The 21576-nt window shown below is 43.1% G+C and carries 22 protein-coding genes, 1 pseudogene and 1 other annotated feature; of the genes and pseudogenes, 3 read left to right on the top strand and 20 right to left on the bottom strand.

Annotated elements, in window-relative coordinates:
- Positions 1-78: 78 nt before the first annotated feature.
- The 4 genes from AC4G46_RS17115 to AC4G46_RS17100 form a co-directional block, all read right to left on the bottom strand.
- Positions 79-279, bottom strand: coding sequence for a copper ion binding protein (locus tag AC4G46_RS17115; protein WP_221801635.1), 201 nt, complete (start codon positions 277-279; stop codon positions 79-81).
- A gap of 24 nt (positions 280-303) precedes the next feature.
- Complete coding sequence (locus tag AC4G46_RS17110; protein ID WP_054940734.1) at positions 304-621, bottom strand: metal-sensitive transcriptional regulator; 318 nt, start codon at positions 619-621, stop codon at positions 304-306.
- Between the two features lie 436 nt (positions 622-1057).
- A complete protein-coding gene (locus AC4G46_RS17105) occupies positions 1058-2734 on the bottom strand; it encodes a methyl-accepting chemotaxis protein (RefSeq protein ID WP_491123792.1) in 1677 nt (558 codons plus the stop codon).
- Between the two features lie 428 nt (positions 2735-3162).
- Positions 3163-3603 carry a DUF4175 domain-containing protein gene (locus AC4G46_RS17100; RefSeq protein ID WP_221801631.1) on the bottom strand — a complete coding sequence of 147 codons (441 nt, stop codon included), beginning with the start codon at positions 3601-3603 and terminating at the stop codon, positions 3163-3165.
- 179 nt (positions 3604-3782) lie between these two features.
- Here AC4G46_RS17100 and AC4G46_RS17095 point away from each other — a divergent pair, with 179 nt between their 5' ends.
- Positions 3783-4376 carry a hypothetical protein gene (locus tag AC4G46_RS17095; RefSeq protein WP_491123791.1) on the top strand — a complete coding sequence of 198 codons (594 nt, stop codon included), beginning with the start codon at positions 3783-3785 and terminating at the stop codon, positions 4374-4376.
- Positions 4377-4673: 297 nt separating this feature from the next.
- On the opposite strand, the gene lgt is transcribed toward AC4G46_RS17095, so the two are convergent.
- The 3 genes from lgt to AC4G46_RS17080 are packed head-to-tail and all read right to left on the bottom strand — an operon-like array spanning position 4674 to position 6602.
- Positions 4674-5459 (bottom strand): prolipoprotein diacylglyceryl transferase, encoded by a 786-nt coding sequence (gene lgt / locus AC4G46_RS17090; protein WP_068724081.1) that lies wholly within the window; start codon positions 5457-5459, stop codon positions 4674-4676.
- Positions 5460-5481: 22 nt separating this feature from the next.
- Positions 5482-6111, bottom strand: a complete 630-nt coding sequence (locus AC4G46_RS17085; protein WP_491123790.1) for a YVTN family beta-propeller repeat protein — start codon at positions 6109-6111, stop codon at positions 5482-5484.
- Positions 6075-6602, bottom strand: coding sequence for a YncE family protein (locus AC4G46_RS17080; RefSeq protein ID WP_491123789.1), 528 nt, complete (start codon positions 6600-6602; stop codon positions 6075-6077). The genes AC4G46_RS17085 and AC4G46_RS17080 overlap by 37 nt, the downstream gene beginning before the upstream one ends.
- Before the next feature lie 60 nt (positions 6603-6662).
- Here AC4G46_RS17080 and AC4G46_RS17075 point away from each other — a divergent pair, with 60 nt between their 5' ends.
- Positions 6663-7376, top strand: a complete 714-nt coding sequence (locus AC4G46_RS17075) for a C40 family peptidase (protein WP_491123788.1) — start codon at positions 6663-6665, stop codon at positions 7374-7376.
- Between the two features lie 820 nt (positions 7377-8196).
- On the opposite strand, the pseudogene AC4G46_RS17070 reads toward AC4G46_RS17075, so the two are convergent.
- The 10 genes and pseudogenes from AC4G46_RS17070 to AC4G46_RS17025 form a co-directional block, all read right to left on the bottom strand.
- Positions 8197-9169, bottom strand: a pseudogene (locus AC4G46_RS17070) (NAD(P)H-dependent flavin oxidoreductase).
- 40 nt (positions 9170-9209) lie between these two features.
- Positions 9210-9956 (bottom strand): energy-coupling factor transporter transmembrane component T family protein, encoded by a 747-nt coding sequence (locus tag AC4G46_RS17065; protein ID WP_491123787.1) that lies wholly within the window; start codon positions 9954-9956, stop codon positions 9210-9212.
- Complete coding sequence (locus AC4G46_RS17060; RefSeq protein WP_491123786.1) at positions 9949-10806, bottom strand: ATP-binding cassette domain-containing protein; 858 nt, start codon at positions 10804-10806, stop codon at positions 9949-9951. Before AC4G46_RS17060 ends, AC4G46_RS17065 begins: the two co-directional genes overlap by 8 nt.
- Entirely contained in the window at positions 10791-11591 is an 801-nt protein-coding gene (locus AC4G46_RS17055) for an energy-coupling factor transporter ATPase (RefSeq protein ID WP_491123785.1), read from the bottom strand. The genes AC4G46_RS17060 and AC4G46_RS17055 overlap by 16 nt, the downstream gene beginning before the upstream one ends.
- Before the next feature lie 27 nt (positions 11592-11618).
- The gene (locus AC4G46_RS17050) at positions 11619-12404 is read right to left on the bottom strand and encodes an SDR family NAD(P)-dependent oxidoreductase (RefSeq protein WP_491128907.1); all 786 of its coding nucleotides are present in this window, start codon (positions 12402-12404) and stop codon (positions 11619-11621) included.
- Between the two features lie 5 nt (positions 12405-12409).
- Positions 12410-12763 (bottom strand): MaoC family dehydratase, encoded by a 354-nt coding sequence (locus tag AC4G46_RS17045; protein WP_491123784.1) that lies wholly within the window; start codon positions 12761-12763, stop codon positions 12410-12412.
- Complete coding sequence (locus AC4G46_RS17040) at positions 12760-13140, bottom strand: FAS1-like dehydratase domain-containing protein (protein ID WP_491123783.1); 381 nt, start codon at positions 13138-13140, stop codon at positions 12760-12762. The genes AC4G46_RS17045 and AC4G46_RS17040 overlap by 4 nt, the downstream gene beginning before the upstream one ends.
- On the bottom strand, positions 13137-14288 hold the full coding sequence (locus AC4G46_RS17035; RefSeq protein ID WP_491123782.1) for a thiolase family protein: 1152 nt from the start codon (positions 14286-14288) through the stop codon (positions 13137-13139). The genes AC4G46_RS17040 and AC4G46_RS17035 overlap by 4 nt, the downstream gene beginning before the upstream one ends.
- The gene (locus AC4G46_RS17030) at positions 14285-15775 is read right to left on the bottom strand and encodes a class I adenylate-forming enzyme family protein (protein WP_491123781.1); all 1491 of its coding nucleotides are present in this window, start codon (positions 15773-15775) and stop codon (positions 14285-14287) included. Before AC4G46_RS17030 ends, AC4G46_RS17035 begins: the two co-directional genes overlap by 4 nt.
- A 7-nt stretch (positions 15776-15782) precedes the next feature.
- On the bottom strand, positions 15783-16334 hold the full coding sequence (locus AC4G46_RS17025) for a biotin transporter BioY (protein WP_491123780.1): 552 nt from the start codon (positions 16332-16334) through the stop codon (positions 15783-15785).
- Positions 16335-16556: 222 nt separating this feature from the next.
- On the opposite strand from AC4G46_RS17025, the gene AC4G46_RS17020 reads away from it, so the two are divergent.
- Positions 16557-17534, top strand: a complete 978-nt coding sequence (locus AC4G46_RS17020; RefSeq protein WP_491123779.1) for a biotin--[acetyl-CoA-carboxylase] ligase — start codon at positions 16557-16559, stop codon at positions 17532-17534.
- A 698-nt stretch (positions 17535-18232) separates the two neighbouring features.
- Here the strand turns inward: AC4G46_RS17020 and AC4G46_RS17015 are convergent.
- The 3 genes from AC4G46_RS17015 to AC4G46_RS17005 form a co-directional block, all read right to left on the bottom strand.
- Positions 18233-19003 carry a nucleotidyltransferase gene (locus tag AC4G46_RS17015; RefSeq protein WP_491123778.1) on the bottom strand — a complete coding sequence of 257 codons (771 nt, stop codon included), beginning with the start codon at positions 19001-19003 and terminating at the stop codon, positions 18233-18235.
- Positions 19004-19118: 115 nt separating this feature from the next.
- Positions 19119-19362 (bottom strand) — a binding site (T-box leader).
- A 668-nt stretch (positions 19363-20030) separates the two neighbouring features.
- Positions 20031-20258, bottom strand: coding sequence for an SHOCT domain-containing protein (locus AC4G46_RS17010; protein WP_491128906.1), 228 nt, complete (start codon positions 20256-20258; stop codon positions 20031-20033).
- A 20-nt stretch (positions 20259-20278) separates the two neighbouring features.
- A complete protein-coding gene (locus AC4G46_RS17005) occupies positions 20279-21541 on the bottom strand; it encodes a sensor histidine kinase (RefSeq protein ID WP_491123777.1) in 1263 nt (420 codons plus the stop codon).
- Between the last annotated feature and the right edge of the window lie 35 nt (positions 21542-21576).

Genomic DNA, 21576 nt, shown 5'->3' with positions numbered 1-21576 from the left:
CTATCCCTCACTTATATACCCCCAGGGGGTACATTAAATTGAAAAAAGGGGCCATCTTTGCGATGGCTACTTACGGACTTAGACGACATCGTAACCTTGCTCTTCGATGGTATTCTTTATGGCTTCCAAGGTTACACTAGATTCATCAAAAACGACTTCAACTGTTTTTTTCTCCAGGTTCACTTTTGCATCAGCCCCAATGTTTTTAACGGCTCCTTCAACACTTTTTACACAATGTCCGCAAGACATTCCTTCTACATGTAATGTTTCGTTCTTCATCTTTCATTCCTCCATATCGTTTGTTTATTTCATTAATTTATTCATGGTAACCAGAATCTCATCAATCACTTCATGTTCGCCGGATTGGATTCGTTCAATCACGCAGCTTTTCATATGACCTTCCAGAACCATCTTCCCTACGCTATTGAGAGCCGACTGAATCGCCGCAATTTGATTTAGAACGTCATCGCAATAGGTATCTTTTTCTATCATCCCTTTAACCCCACGAATTTGACCCTCAATCCGGTTTAACCGGGTCATTAGATTGGCCTTCGTTTGATCAGAATGATGACTTTTTCGATGATGTCCATGAGATGCAGTCTGTTCCACTGATTGTTCCATGTGCCTCACCTCTCACCATCAATATACCATACCCCCCTACCGTATGTAAACAGGGGATTAGGAAGTACTTCATCTCCTTTTTTAGGAGGTTCATTTAACCTCTTTGTTTATGCACCTGTATATAACCTCTGCCTTTTGTAATTTTTGCAGAAACTGCGGTTAATTACAGCCCACAATGATCCTCAGTTTGATCACGATAGACGAAGTCACGGTCTACGGAAACCCTTGATATCATGTAAATGATAATTGGCTTTTAGCTGAGATAATTATAGTGTGCCTCATATTGATAAGCTTCGCTTGATCGTCTTTCTAATGGGATAGGAATTTGACTTCCTGAACGGCACCATCAAATAAAGACTGTCAAGCCCGTGGTATATATCAACGGGCTTGTTCTATATATCATTAAGGTAAGTCTAGTGATTGGCCGTACATGATGCTACAGTTTGAAGATACGGATAGACTTTAGCAATTGGTCAACCGATTGGGACATGTTTTCAAGAGCCCCTGATATCTGGTTAACCATTTGACTTTGCATATCCGAAGTTTGGACCACATCTTGAATACGAGAAGAAGTGTGTTCGGCAATCGTAGTCACATCCGCAACAGAATCAGAAATGTAGTGAGAACCTGTTGACATTTGTCTTGTTGCTTGATATACATTTTGATTCTGAGAAGCTACATGTTGAGAGGAGATAATGATCTGTTCGAAGGATTTCCCTGCAGAGATTAGGTGCTGGTTCCCCGCTGTTAATTGAGCTAAACTTGTGTTCATCCCTTCGGCTGCTTCACTGGTGATATGTTGAACCTTTTCAATGAGTATTCTTATTGCTTGGGCTGAGTTTTCAGACTGCTCAGCTAGTTTTTTCACTTCATCTGCAACCACAGAAAATCCTCTCCCAGCTTCTCCTGCACGCGCAGCCTCAATGGAAGCATTCAACGACAGCAAATGGGTCTGTGAGGATAAATCGGTAATAACGGTCGCAATGTTCCCGATACTGCCTGAGCTATCCGATAATTGTTGTATTTTACTAGCTACATGTGTGATGGATGCGTTCAAATGGTTGATTACAGAAATGATGCTTAGAAGCCAATCGTTACCTTGATCCGCATGCACAACCATATTTTCCGATGCACTGGCGACTTGTGATGACCTTTGGACGATTTCTTGTATGCTAATTTGGATATGTTCAACGGCCTCCATACTTTGATTCATGCCCTCAACCTGTTTGGATGCACCTTGGAGTATGGATTGCAAGGTACGATCGATCTCAAGTGATGAATCTCCTACGCCATTGATATGTATTTGAACAACACCAGAAACTTTATGTACCTCATCCGCGGCCTGCTGAGCCTTAGACACTAGTGTATGTAAGTTATGAGTCATTAGATTAAATGCTCTCGAAAGGATACCCAACTCATCCTTAGAAGTGACGGGGATATCTGTGATACTAAGATCGCCATTTGCAACTCGTTCCGCCATGATAGTGACTTGTCTTAAGGGTGCGGTTAATTTTCTTGTGAAAAGAGCGGTGAGGAATAAAGCGATAAGGAGTCCGATCATCGTAAATACAATCATTTTTACTTTAAAACGACTAATTGCCTGATTATACATTTCCTTGCCCATACTAATATGGAACGCCCCAATTACAGTTCCGTCTGAGGATCTAATGGGTTCATAAACCGCCATTTCAGTTCCATCATGCGCTTCACCTACATACGACTTTCCACCTAAGACGATGGATTTTACGTTCGACTCAAGTATTATTTCTGTGATGTTCATATTATGGCTACCCTTAGACGATGCAGCTACACCCTTCTCGCCTTTAAAAATTACAATGTCATCACCAGTTAATGCTCCAACGAACAAAGCAACGTCATGATTTCCCTCTATAGAGACCTCGCCTTTAAACAACTTCCCATCCTTCAGCGTCCATTCTCCGGGAAATTTAACATCTAGCAGTGCAGTCGCTAACTTTGTGTTAGACACCATCTTTTGTTCTGCGAGGTGGGTAACCTGGGCATTCATATTCGCGATGGCATAAGTACTGAAGGAAACGATGAGTATTAAAATGAAAAGGCTTATATATAGAATCAGTTTGCTGGATAACTTCATTTCGTTCCTCCACCTTTGTTATTCACATGAAGATAGCTCTAATAAGGCTAGTTAAAAAAGGAGACCGCCACCCCAACTTAGGAGTGCGCGATCTCTCAGACTGACAGTTATTGATCAGAATAAATCGGTAAAATCTCACTTGATGCAGTACAATTAGTGTTTTTTGTTTCGCATCATTAAAGGCATAAGTACGAGATGTGAAAGCGGGCATAACAACAATACACTATAGGCAAGCATATTACTTGTTGAACCACTTACATTATTAGCAATGATTAAAATAACGAACAGCACGATCGGAAGTATACAACACATCATCATCAGACGATGGGCTGGGCCTTTTTTATGATGATTGTTATGACTGTCATGCTGGTTATGGTTTCCGCAACAGCTCATGAAATAACCTCCTTAAACTTTAATCATATAGTCTATTAAATACTTACGCTCTGCCCAGGGATATCTGTCCTATGGTTTCTTTGCATCATTTCATCCATATTGGAATCCCGCATCATCTCATCCATTGTGGTACCTTCCATCATGTCCACCATATCCGGTTTTTTCATCATTTCACTCATGTCTTTATCTTCCATCATTTTTTCCATATCAAGTCCATTCATCATTTCGTCCATGCCTGGCTGCTTCATCATTTCAGACATATCGGTATTGCTCATCATATCCGTCATAACTTCATCGTTCATTGTATCGTTCATGTTCGCCATATGGTGAAAATACGTCTCCTGCTGAGCTACCTCTTGCTTGGAAGAAACATCCCCTTTGGAGATCTCGGAATCAACTCCTGTAGCGTATACTGCGGAACCGATTCCCAACGTCAATATAAAAGCACCCAAGCCAGTTAATAATTTCGCATTCATTTTTCTTTTCGCCTCCTGTAACTCCATGGTACAAGAGATCCTTGTGGAATTTATGTAGCATTTATGGGCTTTTAATGGAGAATACATTTTAATCCTTTCTCATATCACTGTTTGTAGGTAGAGGACACGCTTTACAAGTAGCTTATTCAACCAAACTCACATTAAAAGGAGGGATTAAAGTGTCATCCTTAGGACTTGCAGTTGTTTTTTATATCTTCATTTTGGTCTGGTCTTTTGTCATTATCCTGCGATTTATGGCGACAGTTACAGAATCGATTCGAATGGTTTCGCCTATGGTAGTCGGGATGATTGTTGGTTTTGGAGGCGGTACTTTGAGCGGCCTCTATATTGCCGGCCCTGTTCAATCTTTGGTGTTAGGTGTCCTTCTAGGGATCTTTTCTGGAAGCATAATAGGAGGACTGATGGGTTTGGGGGCGTTCTTAAACGGAGCATCGTCTGGGATGATGGCCGGATTAATGGGGGTTATGCTGATACAAATGTTTCCTCAATCAGAATGGAAAGATGTTCTATTCTTTTTTATGGTCGTATCCGGATTCTTGCAATTTGCCCACACTTTATTGTTGCAGCGCTTATCTAGCGAGAACGTAATCGAAGGTACTTTTAAGGTCTTGAGTTCACCGCTATTCATGTTCCTCTTCATTTCAACAGTCCTTATGGTATATGTCACCGTTGCAAATCATAACGATCCTGAACAAGCGAAGCCGCTAGGTTTACAAAAAACGATTCAGAATACGAACCATACAAATCATTAATCTTTGAGGGTCGGGTTCAATGTTCACATAAGATAGTTACCAGACAGTTTTAAAGTGGTAATATGAAGAGTTGGCCTTATATAAAAAAAAGCCACCATGACGTTCCCATGGTGGCAGATACAACTGTACTCCGTCATAACAGAAGAACACGGCAGAGCCGGTTTTAATCCATTCACCCCAGGCAAATGACTACTAGTTACTTGCGGAGCTATATCAATGATATCAACACTACCTATATGGTAGATCCAAAATAGCTATGCGATAAGCACAAAGGATGTTCTCTTCCACTCATGCACCTTACACCCTATGTACTGTCTCTTTCACCTGGTTCCTTGTGAAGAAATAAAGGAACACAGACAGAGAAATAACAAGAATACTCATACTCGTCCACTGACCTGCTGTCCAGCCTAACGCATAACGCGGTGAATCTCCACGCAGAAATTCCATAGAAAACCGGACCAGGGCATACATAATATTATAACTTAAAAATTGTCCACCTTTAGGCAACTTTATATTCTTCAAGACTAGAAGAATACCAAAGACGATTAAGTCAAGCTGACCTTCCCATATTTCAGCAGGCCATAACGGAACTGAACCATAGCGCTCGAAAGCTATAGTCCCTTCTGGATAAACAATTCCGAAGCCAGTCCCGGTCGGGGCCCCAAATGCATCTCCATTTAAAAAGCAGGCAATTCGGCCGACAGCTTGTCCAAATATGATTGCCGGCGCTAGAATATCCGCAAGTCCCCAAAAAGAAATCTTCTCTTTCCGCGCATAATAAGCTGCCGCAATAAAACCACCTATTAACGCTCCCTGGATTGAAATGCCACCATTCCAAATCGCGAATATTTCCCCCAAATGTTTTGAATAATAACCCCACTGAAAAAAGAATACATGCCATATTCTTGCGCCGATTATTGCACTAAATATTACGTAGAAGACTAGATTCAATATATGTTTTTGATAGTTGGTCCCTCGAGCTAAATAATATGCAACACCTATTGCAAGTAGCACTGCCAACCCTACTATTACGCCATAGGATCTAATCGAAAGTCCTGCAACTTCGAATAAGATTACTCTCAAATCATTTCCTCCTTAAGCCTAGTTATGGAGTAATACTGATACCATTCGGAGTTACGCCTACGTTGATTGTTGTAATCACTTGATTTGTTTCATTATCGATCACTGTTACGGTGTTATCGAACATATTCGTTACAAAGATCTTGCTGCCATCCGGGCTGATGACTACACCATGCGCCCCTGTGCCTGTCTCAGTCGTTGCTGTTACTTGTTTTGTCCCGAGATCAATTTTTGAAATGCTATTTGACGGATTTTTTTCTGTACCTTGGTTCGCTATTACGGCATATTTATTATCAGCAGAGATATATACCTGAGCAGGGCCATTACCGACAGGCACTTTTGTAATGGTAGAAGAAACCAAATCTACTACAGCGGCTGCATTTTCTGTGTTTAATGGAACGACAAGGATTTTTCCATCAGTCGTGATTCCCGTAGTTACAGGTGTGTTACCTACACTGATTTTTTGTTTTTCATTCATAGCATCCAAGTCCAACACGCTTACCGTGTCTTCAGCCATATTTGCTATATAGGCATATTTGCTGTCTGCGGATATTCTAAATCCATGTGGTCCCGTTCCGGTTGGAATAGAATTTACTGTTTTTAAGGACTTGGCGTCAATTACAGATACATCGTTTCCTTCATTATTCGTAACCAATACATACTTCCCATCATTTGTGAATACAATATGTGCCGATGAGCCCCGACCTCAACTTTTTGGATCAGTTCGTCTGATGACGTGCTATAAAAATAAGCATACCCATTCATCTCATGTTCACTTTGCTCGTTTTCTGCTCCCTCTTCCATCTCCCCCATAGTAGGAACCACTGTAACTCCTACCGTTTTCCCATCGGGTGAAATTTGTACGTTATGAACCGAGCCGTCAATATCGATCGACTTAATGACTTTGTATGTGGTTGCATCAATTTTTGTAATACTACCACCTTCATCAGCAGTATATAAAATCACTGGTGAGCTATTTTGGGAATTCGAGGTACCAGTAGTAGGTTCAGCATTTGTTGCAGTAGTTGCAGACGGAGTCGGATCTGAATTATTCTTTTGCGCCGATCCACAGGCAGTAATGCTAACACTTAAAATGGCTACGGTGAGGACATTCATCCACTTTTTTCTCATATTGTTCATCTCCATGAAGTTTATTTGTTAAGACTTCCCTAAAAATATAGCTATATGTACATGCCATTTCTCTAAGTGTTTTTAATTTTAACTATCATTTATGTGTTAAGTATGTGCTTTTTGTGGGAAAACATCTTAATTAACATTCCAAATATTACGCCTAAACAAGTCTTTGAATCCTGTGATAGGATGACGTCAGTTTCACAAAAAACAAACGAAGGGAAGTCTACCATGAAGAAGAGTTTTGCCATTTTATTGCTTTCTACCTCTCTGGCAATCAGTATATTCGGTGTGCAATCGACGACGTCATCCGCAGCTAGTTATACTTCGCAAGAGTCTATAAGTACTGTAAGGAATAGTATCATCGCCAAAGGAATGACATACTTAGGTACCCCGTATGAATTTGGGTCCAGTAGAAATAATACTAGAACCTTTGATTGCTCTGATTTCGTTAGACAAGCCTATCTTGAAGGGGCAGGAATCACTTTACCCTCTAATTCGAGAACTCAAGGTGCCTACATCAAGAGAAAAGGGTCTTATACAACAAATTGGAAAAGCCTAAAGCCTGGAGATATTATGTTCTTTATGTCTTACCGTGGAAATAAAGCTTCAGATTATCAAGGAATTAATAGAAATACAGCACGAATTACTCATAATGGAATCTATCTGGGAAACGGAAAAATCCTACAAACCTACTCTAAAAAATCGGGTGGAGTTCGAATCGATACGATAGAGGGCACTCAATGGGAAAAACGCTTTCTTTTCGGAGGAAGTGTTTTAAGAAAGTAAGGCTACACTTAACTAAAGGTTGCCGATTAGAGTTTTTGTGATTTACGGAATTTTAAAGCAGCGTCAGAACAAGACTTGACAAATAAGATCTTAGATTAGTGTGTTTCTGTTCAACTAACGTTTCCCGTTGGAGATTAATGAAGTATCTTCAGTCTAGAACTTTATTTTCTTTTGACACATGTGTTATTTGATATTTATCAAATCGGCAATAGTATCAAGTTCTTGTCCATTTTCGGCAAAGGGACCAAGTTCTTGTCCTGCGAAAAGGACAAGAACTTGGTCCCTTAAATAAAAAAACCCGCGCTTGGCGCGGGCTGTTATGGGACTATGTTCTTGTCCTCCTACACATATATATTCGCGGTGGACACCCGTGCCCTGGGCTAACGGTAGACGCTTGCCAGCCCCCCGTTCGGGACTTTCACCCTAGAGATGATGCCCATGCTGGGCGTACTATAACAAAAGCAGCCAATCACATTGATCAGCTGCTTTTTCTTGGTATTACTGAACAAACGTTTCCGGTTAGGTAAACGTCAGCAAATATTCAAAAGTTATTGTAAAGACCGCGTTAGTTTTTACTTCGTTACGTTTACATCTACTTACTTTCTGCTCATCACTGTTTTGTTGGGCCAGATAATATTAAAATCGCTTGCTATCTTCTTTAATTATCCATCGGAGAATCTAAAGCTCATGTACCCAAAGCATATGATTGAGAGTTACCACCGGCAGCCCGTAAGGTCATAAATAAAAAAACATCCTCTCTACTGACAAAATTCTCATGTTGGTAAGATAAATTAAGGATTCATATTCTTGTCAACTTCCATTATATTTTATCTCCGAATTCCCATTTGCATCTTATACTCTCCGCCTCTTGAACCATCCGTTTGATTAAGTCAGAGACGGTTGGAATATCTTTAATCAATCCGGCGACTTGTCCTGCCCATCCGAATCCTTCTTCCATGGAGCCATCATATATCAGGCGTTTATTGGCTTTTCCGCTGATATCGTTTTTAAGTGCTTCATTTCCCGGCGTGGCAAGCTCGCTTTTCAAAATCTTCTCAGTCAAGGGACTTAAGAGCGCTCTAGCAGGTTGGTTTATTGAGCGCTTGAGCAAAACGGTATCTGTGCTTCTCGCCTCCAGTAGCGCTTTCTTATAGACGATTGAAGCATTCCTACACTCCTGTGTAGCGATAAACCGTGTTCCCATCTGTATCCCTTCAGCACCGAGAGCGTGGGCAGCCATCCAGCCGCGACCATCACCGATTCCTCCTGAAGCGATGACAGGTATTCCAACCGCATCGACTATTTCTGGAACAAGCACAACAGTTCCTATCTCGTCACGGCCTATGTGTCCCCCTCCCTCATTTCCGACAACAAATGACCGCAGAGGCACCGAGCTGTTCTGCCTTCTGTGCTTGTTTCCTTGACGAGACCAGCACCAGGGTATGAATCGATGTGGAGTTCAGGAGCTTTAAGATAGGTGTTGGATTACCACCTGTAATCGTAACTGCAGGTATTTCCTCTTCTATTGCGACCTGAACCATCTGTATATGGTCATTTCGATGCATGCTAATGGAAAAGTTTACGCCAAAAGGTTTATCAGTTAAAGCTCGCACACAAATCAATTCCCTTCTCAAAGCTGTTGCATCTGGAAGGCTCATCGCTGTAATTTGACCAAAACCGCCTGCATTAGAAACCGCAGCAGCAAGATCGGCGTAAGCCAAATAAGCAAGGCCACCTTGAAGTATTGGATATTGGATTTTAAGCAACTCAGTTATTCTGGTATTCCAATTCATAGGTAAACCTCCGATAAGGCAAACAAGTTCAATAACTATGTTATAGGTAAAGGACTAGTAGAAAAAATGCAATAATAAATCCGCCAGCTACAAAATCAATTTGCGAAAATTTCAGCACCCTATATGAAGTCCGGCCTTTTCCGCTCCCATATGCCCTTGAATCAATCGTCATCGCCAGTTGTTCCGCCCGCTGAATTGTCGTTATGAGTAGCGGAACAATTAACAATAAATAAGCTAATACCTGCTTATGACCTTTAGCAGACTTGATTTCATAGCCCCTGGATTTTTGTGCCAGAATAATGCGATCCAGTTCTTGGGTAATAGTTGGGATGAAGCGAATTGCAATGACAAGCATCAGTGCAAAAGCTTCTACCGGAACTCCCCATCTAGATAGCGGTCTAAACAGTTGTTCCAGACCTTTTGCAAGATCCAGCGGTTTTGTTGTCAGTGTTAGGACTGAAGAAAGTAAAACAAGCAACAGAATACGCCAGACTACAAAGACTCCGCCTTCTACACCTTTTGGGGCAAATAAGAAATGGTAAACAACTGTAAAAGACAAAATCAGAAGAATTGGCTTTATTCCTCTAAAGAATTTTCGAACTGGAACATTCGACACCAGCAATTGTCCTCCCACTACGACAGTTGCTGCAACATATTCACCAAACGTTTTGAGTGTAAAACAGCAAAGCGTGAAGGCAAGAACGCTCAGTAGCTTGGTTCGGGGATCAAGCTGATGGACAATAGAGTCTGAATTTACATACTGCCCCCACTTAATATTATCATTCATTTTGGAGACCTCTTGACTGCCAGACAGACCTCACCAGTCGCATAATATCTTCTTCCTTGCAGCTCGCAGGCTCAAGAATCCGTCCGGAAATCGCCTCAATCAATCTTAAGAGCTCAATAGGCTCCGGCAAAGGTAATCCGGCTTGTTCAAGGAACGCTATATGCTTCAGAAACAGCTCGTTCACTTCTAAATGGACCAGTAAATGTCCCTTTTTGAAGATCATTACCTCATCCGAATATTCAGCAACATCCTCTAACTGATGAGAGATAAATAGCACAGTCCGGTTCTTCTCCCCCTGCCATGCTTTGAGCTGCTTTAGCAGCGCTGTTTTGCTTATAGAATCAAGTCCCGCAGTCGGCTCATCTAGAATAAGCAAATCGGGCTCCGCGGTCAGCACTGAAGCGATAGCGACCAAGCGCTTAAGCCCCCCGCTCAGCTGGAACGGGTTCTTATCAAGAAGATCATCTGAGAGACCTATCTGCTCCATAACTATCTTGATAATTTCCTCCACCTTTTCAGGCGATTCTCCCTTCATTTGGGGCGCAAAGGCGAGTTCTTTATAAACTGTTGTTTCAAAGATCTGGTGCTCCGGAAACTGAAACACATAACCGATATGCGGAATGACCTTCATATTTCCTTTCCTGTCCTTCGGCAAGGGTTGCCGATTATGCGTATATTCGCCTATAGATAACGGAATCAGCCCTTTAATCACTTTAGCGAAAGTGGACTTTCCGGCTCCAGCTTGTCCAATGATTGAAATCCATCTCCCCTCATGAAGGGTACAGCTTATCGATTGCAAAATTTCTTCATCGTTTATCCTGACACTAACCTCATTTAACTCATAAACCATAAGCTAGTAATCGTCTCCTTCCAATCTGCACACAAAGGCACTTTTAAACCAAGTGCTTGATGCAGTCTTACCGCAAAAGGAAGAGCAAGCTGATGCTCAGCAACGGATATGTTACAGAACAAAGCAGATGGCGTTCCGTCGAAAGCTATTTCTCCATTTCTTAGAAGCAGAACGCGATCCGATGACAAAATCTCTTCTATATGGTGTGTGATATGAATGATGGTCATGCCTTGCCGGTGCAAAGTGTGCATAAGATCAAGGATGTCTCTTCTCCCCTGCGGATCGAGCATAGAGGTTGCTTCATCCATAATCAGAATAGAAGGTTCCATCGCCACAACGACCGCGAGCGCAACACGCTGTTTCTGACCGCCGGACAACTGATGCGGCATCGCTTCCACATAATCATCCATATGAACAGCTTTCAGAGCCTTGTTCACCCGAAAGACCATTTCATCTCTAGGTATACGCAAATTCTCCAACCCAAAGACGACTTCATCCAGAACAGATGTCGTGATGAATTGATCATCAGGATTTTGAAAAACCATCCCGACCCTCTCGCGAATTCTCCAGAGATCTTCACGTTTCTGAGTATTCAAATGATCTAGCTCTACCTGGCCTTCTCTTGGCTGCAGCACCCCGTTCATTAACTTGGCGAGCGTGGACTTTCCGCTTCCGTTCCCTCCAATGATGGAAATAAACTCTCCTTGCTCAATTTCGAGGCTTAGTTTGCGTAGAACACGATGCCCCCGCTGGTAATGATAATCGACTTGATCAAAAACAAGCATCTGTCTATGCTCCTTCCGTTATTACCATTATTCAAAAAAATCTTCCAGATTGGAAGTAATAGGAACAGAGGGTTGTGGTTTATGCCAATGTGTAATCTGCTTTCCGTTAATGCCAAATACTTTACCCGTCAGCTCAGGGTTTTCTTGTTTAAGAAGTACACGAACGAACCGAGCTACATCTTCGGCTTCTCCCAAGTTCCATAAATCTGGGAGAGGCTCATTACGGTTGGCATATTTTTCTTTTAAATATTGGATAACCAGACGCGTCATGTCAGTTAGAGCAGCGGGAGCAATACCATTGACCCTAATCAGTTTAGGTTTCAATTCATCGGCAAGTGTCCACAACATTCCAAGAAGACCAGCTTTGGCAGCGCTATAATTGACCTGCCCCACCGATCCAGTGAGCCCCGCAGTTGAGGTCATCAACACAATATCGCCTCCGTGCTGACTTAAATGGGGGAGAGCTCGCTGAATGCAGTAAAATGCCCCATTCAAATGAACGTCCAAAACGGCCTGCCATTCCTGATCCGTCATGAACCTGCATTTGCGGTCTTTAACGATCCCAGCGTTAGCAATTAAAATCTCCAGAGACCCCATCTTACTGATCACTTCACCCATCATCGCTGTGACCCCAGCAGGATCAGTTACATTCGCACAGAACCCCTCCGCTGAGCCGCCTGTCCGGCGAATATCCTCTACCACTTCCTTTATACTCGCGCCGCGCAAACCATTAACAGCCACCTGATAACCGTGCCTTCCTAACTCTATAGCAATACTTCGCCCAATTCCCCTAGTTGCCCCGGTAATCAACACCGTCTTCAAGTAACGTTCATCCCCTCTATAACGCTAAATGAACCTTTTGCAATGATGTCTCCGGCATTCGAAATGACGGTTACCTGGATATCATCATAACTCCAATCATCATACTGAAAGTATAAGATCGAGCCTTGAACGCACGGTTGTTCAAACCTCATATTCATGGATTGGATCCAAAGAGAATGATGTTCTTTCATATACATAGACTGCGCCAGCCCCATTATGTACATGCCGTGTGCTATGGGGGCTTCAAAACCCGCTTTTTTTGCAACTGCGGAATTCAGATGAATGGCTGCCTCATCCTTGGTAACAGAGGCATAATACCGGATATCCGCCTCAGCGATCTCAATTATCATTTCATGTCACCTATACCGATCAAGACAGTTTCTGCTAAAGCTAGCGGGTTGCTCTGGTAATAGCAGACTAAAGAATGGGTATATAAATTCAACCTACCCTTCCTGCCGTTTTTTTGCTCCACATTAACTAAGGAAAGCTTGCAATCCAGGATCATACCAGCTATTAGAGGAGCATGATAATAAAACTGCTGCGCTCCGTGTAATAATACCTCCTTTTTATTAAGCCAGTGGGCATCTTCCACCTTCCAGAATGTTACCGGCATGGTTGAAGGAGCAATGGCTGCTCCCTCTATTCTCTGTAAAGGTGAATTTATACTGTTTGCATAGTTCACAATACTGTCCGTCGTCAGCTTAACTTGGAACATCATCCTATTCATAAGACCCCCTCTACCAGAACGGCCAGTCCCATTCCGCCCCCGATACCAAGCGTTGCCAGCCCTCTTTGGTAGGGGGTCTGCATCATTTCCGAATATAGGCGCGTCATAAGGATCGCACCGGATACGCCATAGGGATGGCCTAGAGCCAATGCCCCACCGCCAGGATTAACCTTATCCACTGGAAGATGAAGCTCACGCAGTGATGCCAGCACCTGGGAGGCAAAAGCCTCATTAAATTCAACGACATCCAGATCGTCTATATTCAGCCGTTGACGGTTAAGCAGTTTTTGAACCGCCGGGACTGGACCGATACCCGGATAACGAGGGTCAACCCCGGCAACTTGTGAGTCAACAAAGCGTAGGACGGGAGTTAGATTAAGCAGTTCGCATTTTTCACGCGACATCATGAGCACCAGAGCGGCACCATCGTTAACAGGACAAGCATTACCGGCTGTAACGGTACCGCCATCCGAAAAAATGGGCGGCAAGCTGCTTAGCTTCTCCATGCTAGTATCTGCTCTCGGACATTCATCATCTGTGATCTGAAATCCGTTTACTTGAAGCGGTGCAAGTTCCGGGACGAATCTGCCAATGCGCTTGGCACGGACTGCCTTTTGATGGCTCTCAAGCGCGTAACGATCTTGGTCCTCCCGAGATATACCGTATTTGCTCGCTACAAATTCTGCAGCAAGCCCCATGTCCGGATCTCCGAATGCTATGGGTGTAAACGGTGCTCGTGTATATATCTTCGGCGTGCCAATCAGCGTATCGGGTCTGAACATTTTCCAAGGCGCCCGGCTTACGCTTTCAACTCCACCTGCCAGAAATATCTCACCGGCTCCGCATTGAATTAAACGGGCTGCCATGATGATGGCTTCAAGTCCTGAACCGCATTGCCGGTCAATTGTGACTCCTGGAACCGTAACGGGTAGTTTTGCTTCAAGCACAGATTTACGGGCAATATTCCCGCCCGGTCCTACTACATTGCCTACGATGACATCATCGATCCATTCTGGAGGCAACTCTGTTTCATTCACCAGGAGACGAATCAACGGTGCAAGCAGCTTCTCCGGTTCGAGCATACTTAACTGCCCGCCGACTTTTCCAATAGGTGTACGCTTGGCTATAACCAGAACGGCCTCTTTCATGTCATCCCTTCTCTCATGCAGTTTTTCATTAATTGGCGCGCTATTTTTCCAGAATTTGTGTAAATGAATCCTTCCACAGTAACGAGCTGTTTAGGCACCTTATATCTCGCAAGATAGGGACGGCAGTAATCCTTAATTTCATCCAGACTGAGACGTTGATCTCCATTCCATTGAATCAGCGCCGTTACTTGCTCCCCCCACCGATCATCCGATTTGCCGAATATCATAACCTCCCTGATAGCCTGAACGCGCAGCAGCACTGTCTCCACTTCTTCAGGGAATACCTTGAGTCCCCCAGTTTTGATCATGTTGCTTGCGCGGCCAGCCAAGTGTAAGTGCATGTCTTGATCGAGGAGCATGTAATCCCCGGTACGTAACCAGCCATCACGAAAGACGCTTACTGTATCTTCAGGAAGTTTGTGATACCCTTCGAACACCATTTCGCTTTGGATGTACAGCTCCCCAATCGTACCCGGAGAGACCTCGCGGAACTGCTCGTCGCGGATGGAAATGTGCACGCCATCGAACGACTTGCCCAGGGAATTCGGCTGCTCCTCGCCGGTTATCTCAAGATAGCTGATGTAACTGGCTTCCGATGATCCGTAAGATTCATAGAGCTTTGTGTTCTTAAATAACTCGCGGCACCTTTGTTTTGAGGACTCGGGCCACTTACCGCCAGAGCTAATCACCGCCTGTATGGATATCTGAGTAGTGCTTGAAGCCGCCAGATGAAGCAAAGGTTCTATCATCGCTGGCACGACGAACAGAGTCATATCAAGGTTGCGGGAGCAAAGGTTCAGTATGCTCTCAGCATTAAATTCTTGAAGTAGATGAAAAGTCGCCGCACTATACAGGGATTGCATCATGGCGAACAATGACAGGGAATGCACTAACGGACCAGGCGCAATTACGTGCTCCATACAGTTCAGCTTGAACGCCTTCTCCGCCACCTCGCAGCTTCTTAACCACGACAGATGAGTCCGCATGTACCCCTTAGGGAAGCCGGTTGTGCCAGACGTATACCCGATGAATAGAAGCTCGGGGTTCTCATCTGCGATGGAATCTGGCTCGCAGGCTGCCAACCAAGAACAGTAGCTACCGGCCTTGTGATCGTCGGCGAAGTATAGTTGCGGAATTTCTTGATAACGTTCTGAGAGGTCAGCCTCAAAGCATCCTTCACTAACGATTAGCCCAGGCTCGCATTGACGGATCACTTTATCCATTTCATCCAGATTCCAGTTAGGATCAAGCAGTACAGGAAAGCATCCCGCGTAAATGGCGCCGAGAACAAATTCGGCGAATTCTATTCGGTTTCCGGACAAGATGGCGATGTTGCGCTTCGTATGCCCACCATGCTGCAATCCATTTGAAACCTGTTTAACCAGCTTCATAAGTTGAGCGTATGTACGTTCTTCGCGGCCGTCCGATATAGCGATACGATGAGGGACACTTTGTGCACGTTCTAGAATATGCTGTACCAGGTTCATGGAATCCTCACACATACGCTTTTTCTTCAATAGGACTGAATGCTTTAAGCTGCATTGTTATAACTGCTGAAATTACGGCTTTGATGATGTCTCCGGGAAGAAAGGCCAATGCACCAGTAAGTCCGACCCAAACGGAAGTATCTGTTATCAAGGCCATGATAGATGCGCCAATCAGATTCACCATTATTACGCCAAAGATTAGATTGACAATTAACAGCTTCCAAGTTTGAATTTTCGGCCAGATTTTTTCAGAATACCAGCCGATGAGGCCGGCCGCGACCGGCCAACTGAATATGTATCCTGCAGACGGCCCAACGAGCACCGCCAGTCCGCCACGCCCGCCTGTCAGAACTGGTAAGCCAATTGCTATAAGAATGATGAAAACGACTACACTAAGAGCCCCCATTCGTTTACCCAAAAAACATCCGGTGAGCATAACGCCTAGAGTCTGTACAGTGATAGGAACGGGGATAAAGCCGAGGGGTAAAGGCGGAATCAAGCCGAGTACCGCGATGAAAGCTGCGAACAGTGCAACGTAAACAAGATCTTTTGTTTTCAAGTGAATAACCTCCCTGGAATAAGATAACTGCAGTTCTCTGGTACAAGAATTCGGCCAGTAAGCTGAATTATAATGGAGACAAATTACATTGTAAACCATAAATAATAATTAGGTTCACAATAAAATAAGATAAGACACTTTTGTTTTCGTATTATGATATAAGCATGTTAATATATTCGAAGAGGTTTGAACGGTAAGTTATACTTTTGGAGGGTTATGTCCATGACTGTTAAAGAAGATATTTTAGCCTTACTCGATGGCAATAAAGGTGAATATATTTCCGGCGAAGAATTAGCCGGGCAATTATCCGTCACACGAAGCGCTGTCTGGAAAGCCATAAAATCGCTGCAGACAGAAGGTTATTCCATACAAGCTGTAACTAATAAAGGATATTCCTTGTCACCTTATACGGATATCTTATCTACCGGCGCTATTTCAAAGTATCTGGATGCACAGGCTCAAAAGCTGCGTATTGAAGTCTTTAAGTCAATAACCTCAACCAATGAAGCTGTGAAAATCCTGGCCTCAAATGGAGAAGCTGAGGGCAAAGTCATACTTTCGGAACAGCAGACAGCCGGCCGCGGGAGAAGAGGCCGAACCTTCTTTTCTCCCCCGGGAACGGGAATCTATATGAGCATCCTGCTGCGTCCAAATCTTTCAGCAGCGGAATCCATTCTTCTGACGTCCTCCGCTGCAGTCGCAGTTGCACTCGCTATCGAAAGTGTATCCGGTAAAGATGCGCACATTAAGTGGGTCAATGATGTAATCATGGAGGGAAAAAAAGTATGCGGAATTCTAACAGAAGCTTCCATGTCACTAGAAAATGGATGGCTTGAATATGCCGTTCTTGGCATTGGTATCAATGTAGTACAGCCGGCAAGCGGCTTTCCTAACGATCTTACCGGGATTGCAACCTCCGTATTTCCGGCTGGAAGTCATCACGGTGACCTCCGTAACCAGCTGGTGGCAGAAGTACTAAACCATTTTATGAGATACTACGAACATTTAAAGGACAGACTGTTCCTTTCCGAATACAGAAAACGTATCCTTTTACTTGGTAGACCCTTAATGGTGACAAAAGATAATAGTCAACGTAAGGCAACAGCCTTAGATATAGATAACGATTGTCGTCTGAAGGTCCAATATGAAAATGGCGATGTGGAATATCTATCAAGCGGAGAAGTTAGCATTAAAATTTAGCTCGTGACTTTTTTAAAGAAGAACAATGCAGAAACTGCCAAAGACAACGTTACGATAGTAAACCAGGTCTCCCCTCTATACACGTAAACATTCCATCTAGGAAGTGAAGAAGTACTAAACATCTGTTTGTAGAATATCATCAGCAATACAAGTGCGTAATACTGATGTCAGAAAAAAATAAGTTTTAGACTGCCCTGCGAATATGATGTATAAAGTAACAAAATCAGAAAATAAAGTATTAGACTACTCGAGCCGGACACTCTCGCCGGCTCGCTGGTCGCGAAGCAGGGCTTTATACGGAAGGACCAGGAACGTGAGCTGCAGCTGCTCACAGCCGGCCGCCGCTGTCAAGCCAGTCTACAACTATATTTTTTAGTCTATTACTTTATTTATACATCGAATTGGTTATAGGTTCATTCAGAAAACTCGTCTTATCCCTGGCTTGGGATAAGAACTATCAGATACACAGACTACAAAATCCAAGTTTTGTGAAGAAGAACAATAGGAACGATGCTAGCAACGCCTAAACACCCATACTCATCATAGCTCTATTTTTCACTTTGTTTTTTATAAGTTCCTGTATCCCACTAACCTTAATGCTTCGCCTCTATCTTTATGCGGTTAGCTGACAAAGGCAGCTGATCTTTTTCTGTTACCAGCTGCCTGTCTTCTTACAATTCTTTTGAGCGTCAATGGTGCTAGCCGAAAGAAGTTCTGGAAGCAGCCATTGCATTTAACACGTTCTCAAAATAGCTATATACTTCATCTGCAATTCCCAGATACTCTTCAACAAGTACATTTCTACTATCCAAGTAACAAGCATACAAATAATCAACTAAAGCGGAGTCAACCTCACAATAGTTTAATATGGCATTCTTCATCTTAATAATGTCATCTTGCCATACACCTGTATTTTCTAAAACCAAAGAGTATAATGCACGAATTAATCGCTTAGAGTAACCTTTAATATATCTAGTTTTCATTGTGTTATCACTAGCATGAGAAAGTAAACTATGTATATGATCTACTTCCTCCTTGGTCTCTGTATTTAAGTCTAAAATGAACTCTGGAGAAATAATTATCGGTGGTACTTTTTCACCAATGTCATGACCATATATGCAAACACAAATGATCTTTACCCAAAAACCCCACTCATTTGGTTTACTTAATACATCGTCAATCGAGCAAATTGTCGTATCAATCTTAGTTAATACTGGATATTCTTCCAAAAGCCTGTTTTTAATATTTGACAAGCTTTCGTAATCAATATCTTTGGGATTTACACATACAATAGTAAAGTCTGCATCAGACTTAAAAGGTTTAGCAGTTCCTTTTGGAATTGAGCCACACATATAAATGCTGTGAATCTTACCTTTAAATTCAATAAGTATATTATCTATGTACTTATCAACAAAATCCTTATATTCACTTTGTATTACAATTCTATTTATAACTTTTTCCAATATCATATAGACTCCTCCTAAATTAAGAAATTTTCAATTATTATTTATTTTTGAAAATTACAAATACGCATACGAGAAGAAATAAAACAAAAAAGCCCTAAGCTGACAAATTTTCTTGTCAACTTAGGGCGAACGATTATGTCCGTGTTACCACCTAATTTCAGATTTCTCTGCGCTCTATCAATACGGGATATCTCCGATATTGTTTCCTGAATAACGGTGGAACTCCGTTGAAGCCTACTAAGATTCCTCTGTTCGGTTCACAGCTCCGAGACTGCTTCAGTATTAGATCAATGAAGATTCGCACCAACCATCTTCTCTCTGTGAGATCCCTAGTACCTACTATTTCTCATCATAGCCATTTCGTTTTTAGTTAAACCAATGCTATCACACTCAGTTTGCTCCGTCAATTAACATTTATGTAAAATTCTTAAAAGGCATAATAGACTTTCTGTCCAAAGCGGCGGTGTTCCTAGAATTTCTTCTGGAACCGGCTATGTGTGAACTGACAGAAAGCTTGTATGCGGGCCGAACTCCAAGAGTGCGGATCTCCCGCAGCGCTGGTTGATTGATCTGTGGAGAAGCATTGCAGGAGCTCTTCCAGAACCGCTTGCCAGCACTAAATCGGGCGCTATAACATGGTTAGCCTGTCTGCGCAGCAACGGAAATTACCTACACTCATTTTAGCCGTAGGGTGGCCCACTGTCGGTTAAGGATCCGCTTCACCGCAGCGACCGTTTCTGGAAAAGCTCCTGCAGGCCCTAGAAACACAAATATTGAGTAGGTAGTTAGAAAATCTGCCCTAGAGTGCTGAGGCCTATTTGGACACTTGCCACCCCTTCCACTTATCAAGGGGCTTGAGATCTTCAAGGATTCGCTTTTCTTTTGAGACATTATTATTAGGAAATTATCAAATCGGCAATGGTACCATGTTCTTGTCCATCGACAATAAACCCGTTTAATAACGGGTTGTGGATTGTCTTAATAGCCCTAATTTCATGGATTATAGTTATAAAAGTCTTCGGAATGATTTTTACATACGATCTCGAAGGATATTTTTTATCCGGAAATATTCTTCTTCTGTAATTTCACCTCTTGCAAGCCGTTCATCTAAAATCCGCTCCGGATTATTGTCATTATGCCGGGTACTCCTGTTTCCATCTCCCTGAACCCATTTTATTACCAAATAAATGACGCCTACGATCAGCAGGAAATTAATGATTAATCCAAATATACCGAAGCCGAAACCATAGCCCATCATCAAGCGAATTCATCCTTTCATTAAACTATTGGCAAACGTACAGTAACGGTTGTGCCTTTATTGACCTCACTTTGCACTTGGATGGAACCCGCATGGGCATCAATGATCGCTTTTACCACTGCAAGGCCTATACCCGCTCCACCTGTCTTCCGGTTTCTTGATTTGTCCCCACGGTAAAATCGTTCAAAGATATAAGGAAGTTCGGCTTCTGCGATTCCCATTCCCGTATCTGTAATCGTGATAAGTCCTTCCGACCGGTCCTTTGTTAATTCAATATGAACACTTCCCGCGGTAGTATATTTAAAGGCGTTACTCAACAGGTTGTCGAAGACTTGAACCAGCCGCGATCGGTCTCCGGTAATCCATACTTCATAACGATTATCCCAATGTACTGTAAGAGCATTTTGAGCATATTGACTGGATACCGTATTTAACGACTGCCCGACAATATCGTTTAGAGAAACCATTTCCTTCTTCAACTGAACCATTGGATTCTCGACAGCCGCCAAGTTTTCCAGATCATGTATCAATTGAACCAGACGCAGCACCTGATCATGGCACACTTCCAGCTTGTCCGGTGTGGGTTCCCAGATACCATCCTGGAAGGCTTCCAAATGACTTTGGATCGTTGTAAGCGGCGTACGCAGCTCATGTGCCACATCGGCGGTAAGCATTTTCCTTAAATTGTCCTGTTTCTCCAGTCCTTCGGCTAAATGATTCAGTGCCAACCCTACCTCTACGATTTCCGTGCTATGATCTGTAATCTCTACTCGGGCGCTGAGGTCTCCCTCCCTCATCCTAGACGCGGCAGCCTTAATTTGCATTAGAGGCTTACTGATACTTTTTGCCGTAAATCGACTGAACAGATACGTCCCGATTATTACAATGATCAGTGCTGCACCGAGCAGAGTATTAAACAGGCGGAGAAACTGCTGGCTCAGGCTATTTGAGCTTTCATTTATCGGTTGATATTCCAGTGTACCGAGCAGCTGATCATCTCTTTCGATCTTTGTCACAATAATGGGAAACGTTGTCTTAGCATTATTCTGTAAGTGCATCCCCATCTGACTCGTATCCCAAAGTAAACGATGATCCTTATCATAAATACGTACGATGGAATCACTGACAGCTGCCTGATGAGAAATGAGCATCCAAACGCCGGAGCCCCAACCGGACCGAGATTCATCGTAAGCGGCCATAAGCTCGTCAACAATTTGCCGGGCTTCCGCTTTCTGCACCTTACTCTGGTATATATTGAACGAATAATTCATTACCAGATTCACAAGAAGGACGATAGACAGCAGCGCGGCAAGTGCGA

It is taken from the genome of Paenibacillus sp. fava2, from assembly GCF_058313675.1.
This window is presented reverse-complemented; position numbering and strand designations above follow the sequence as displayed.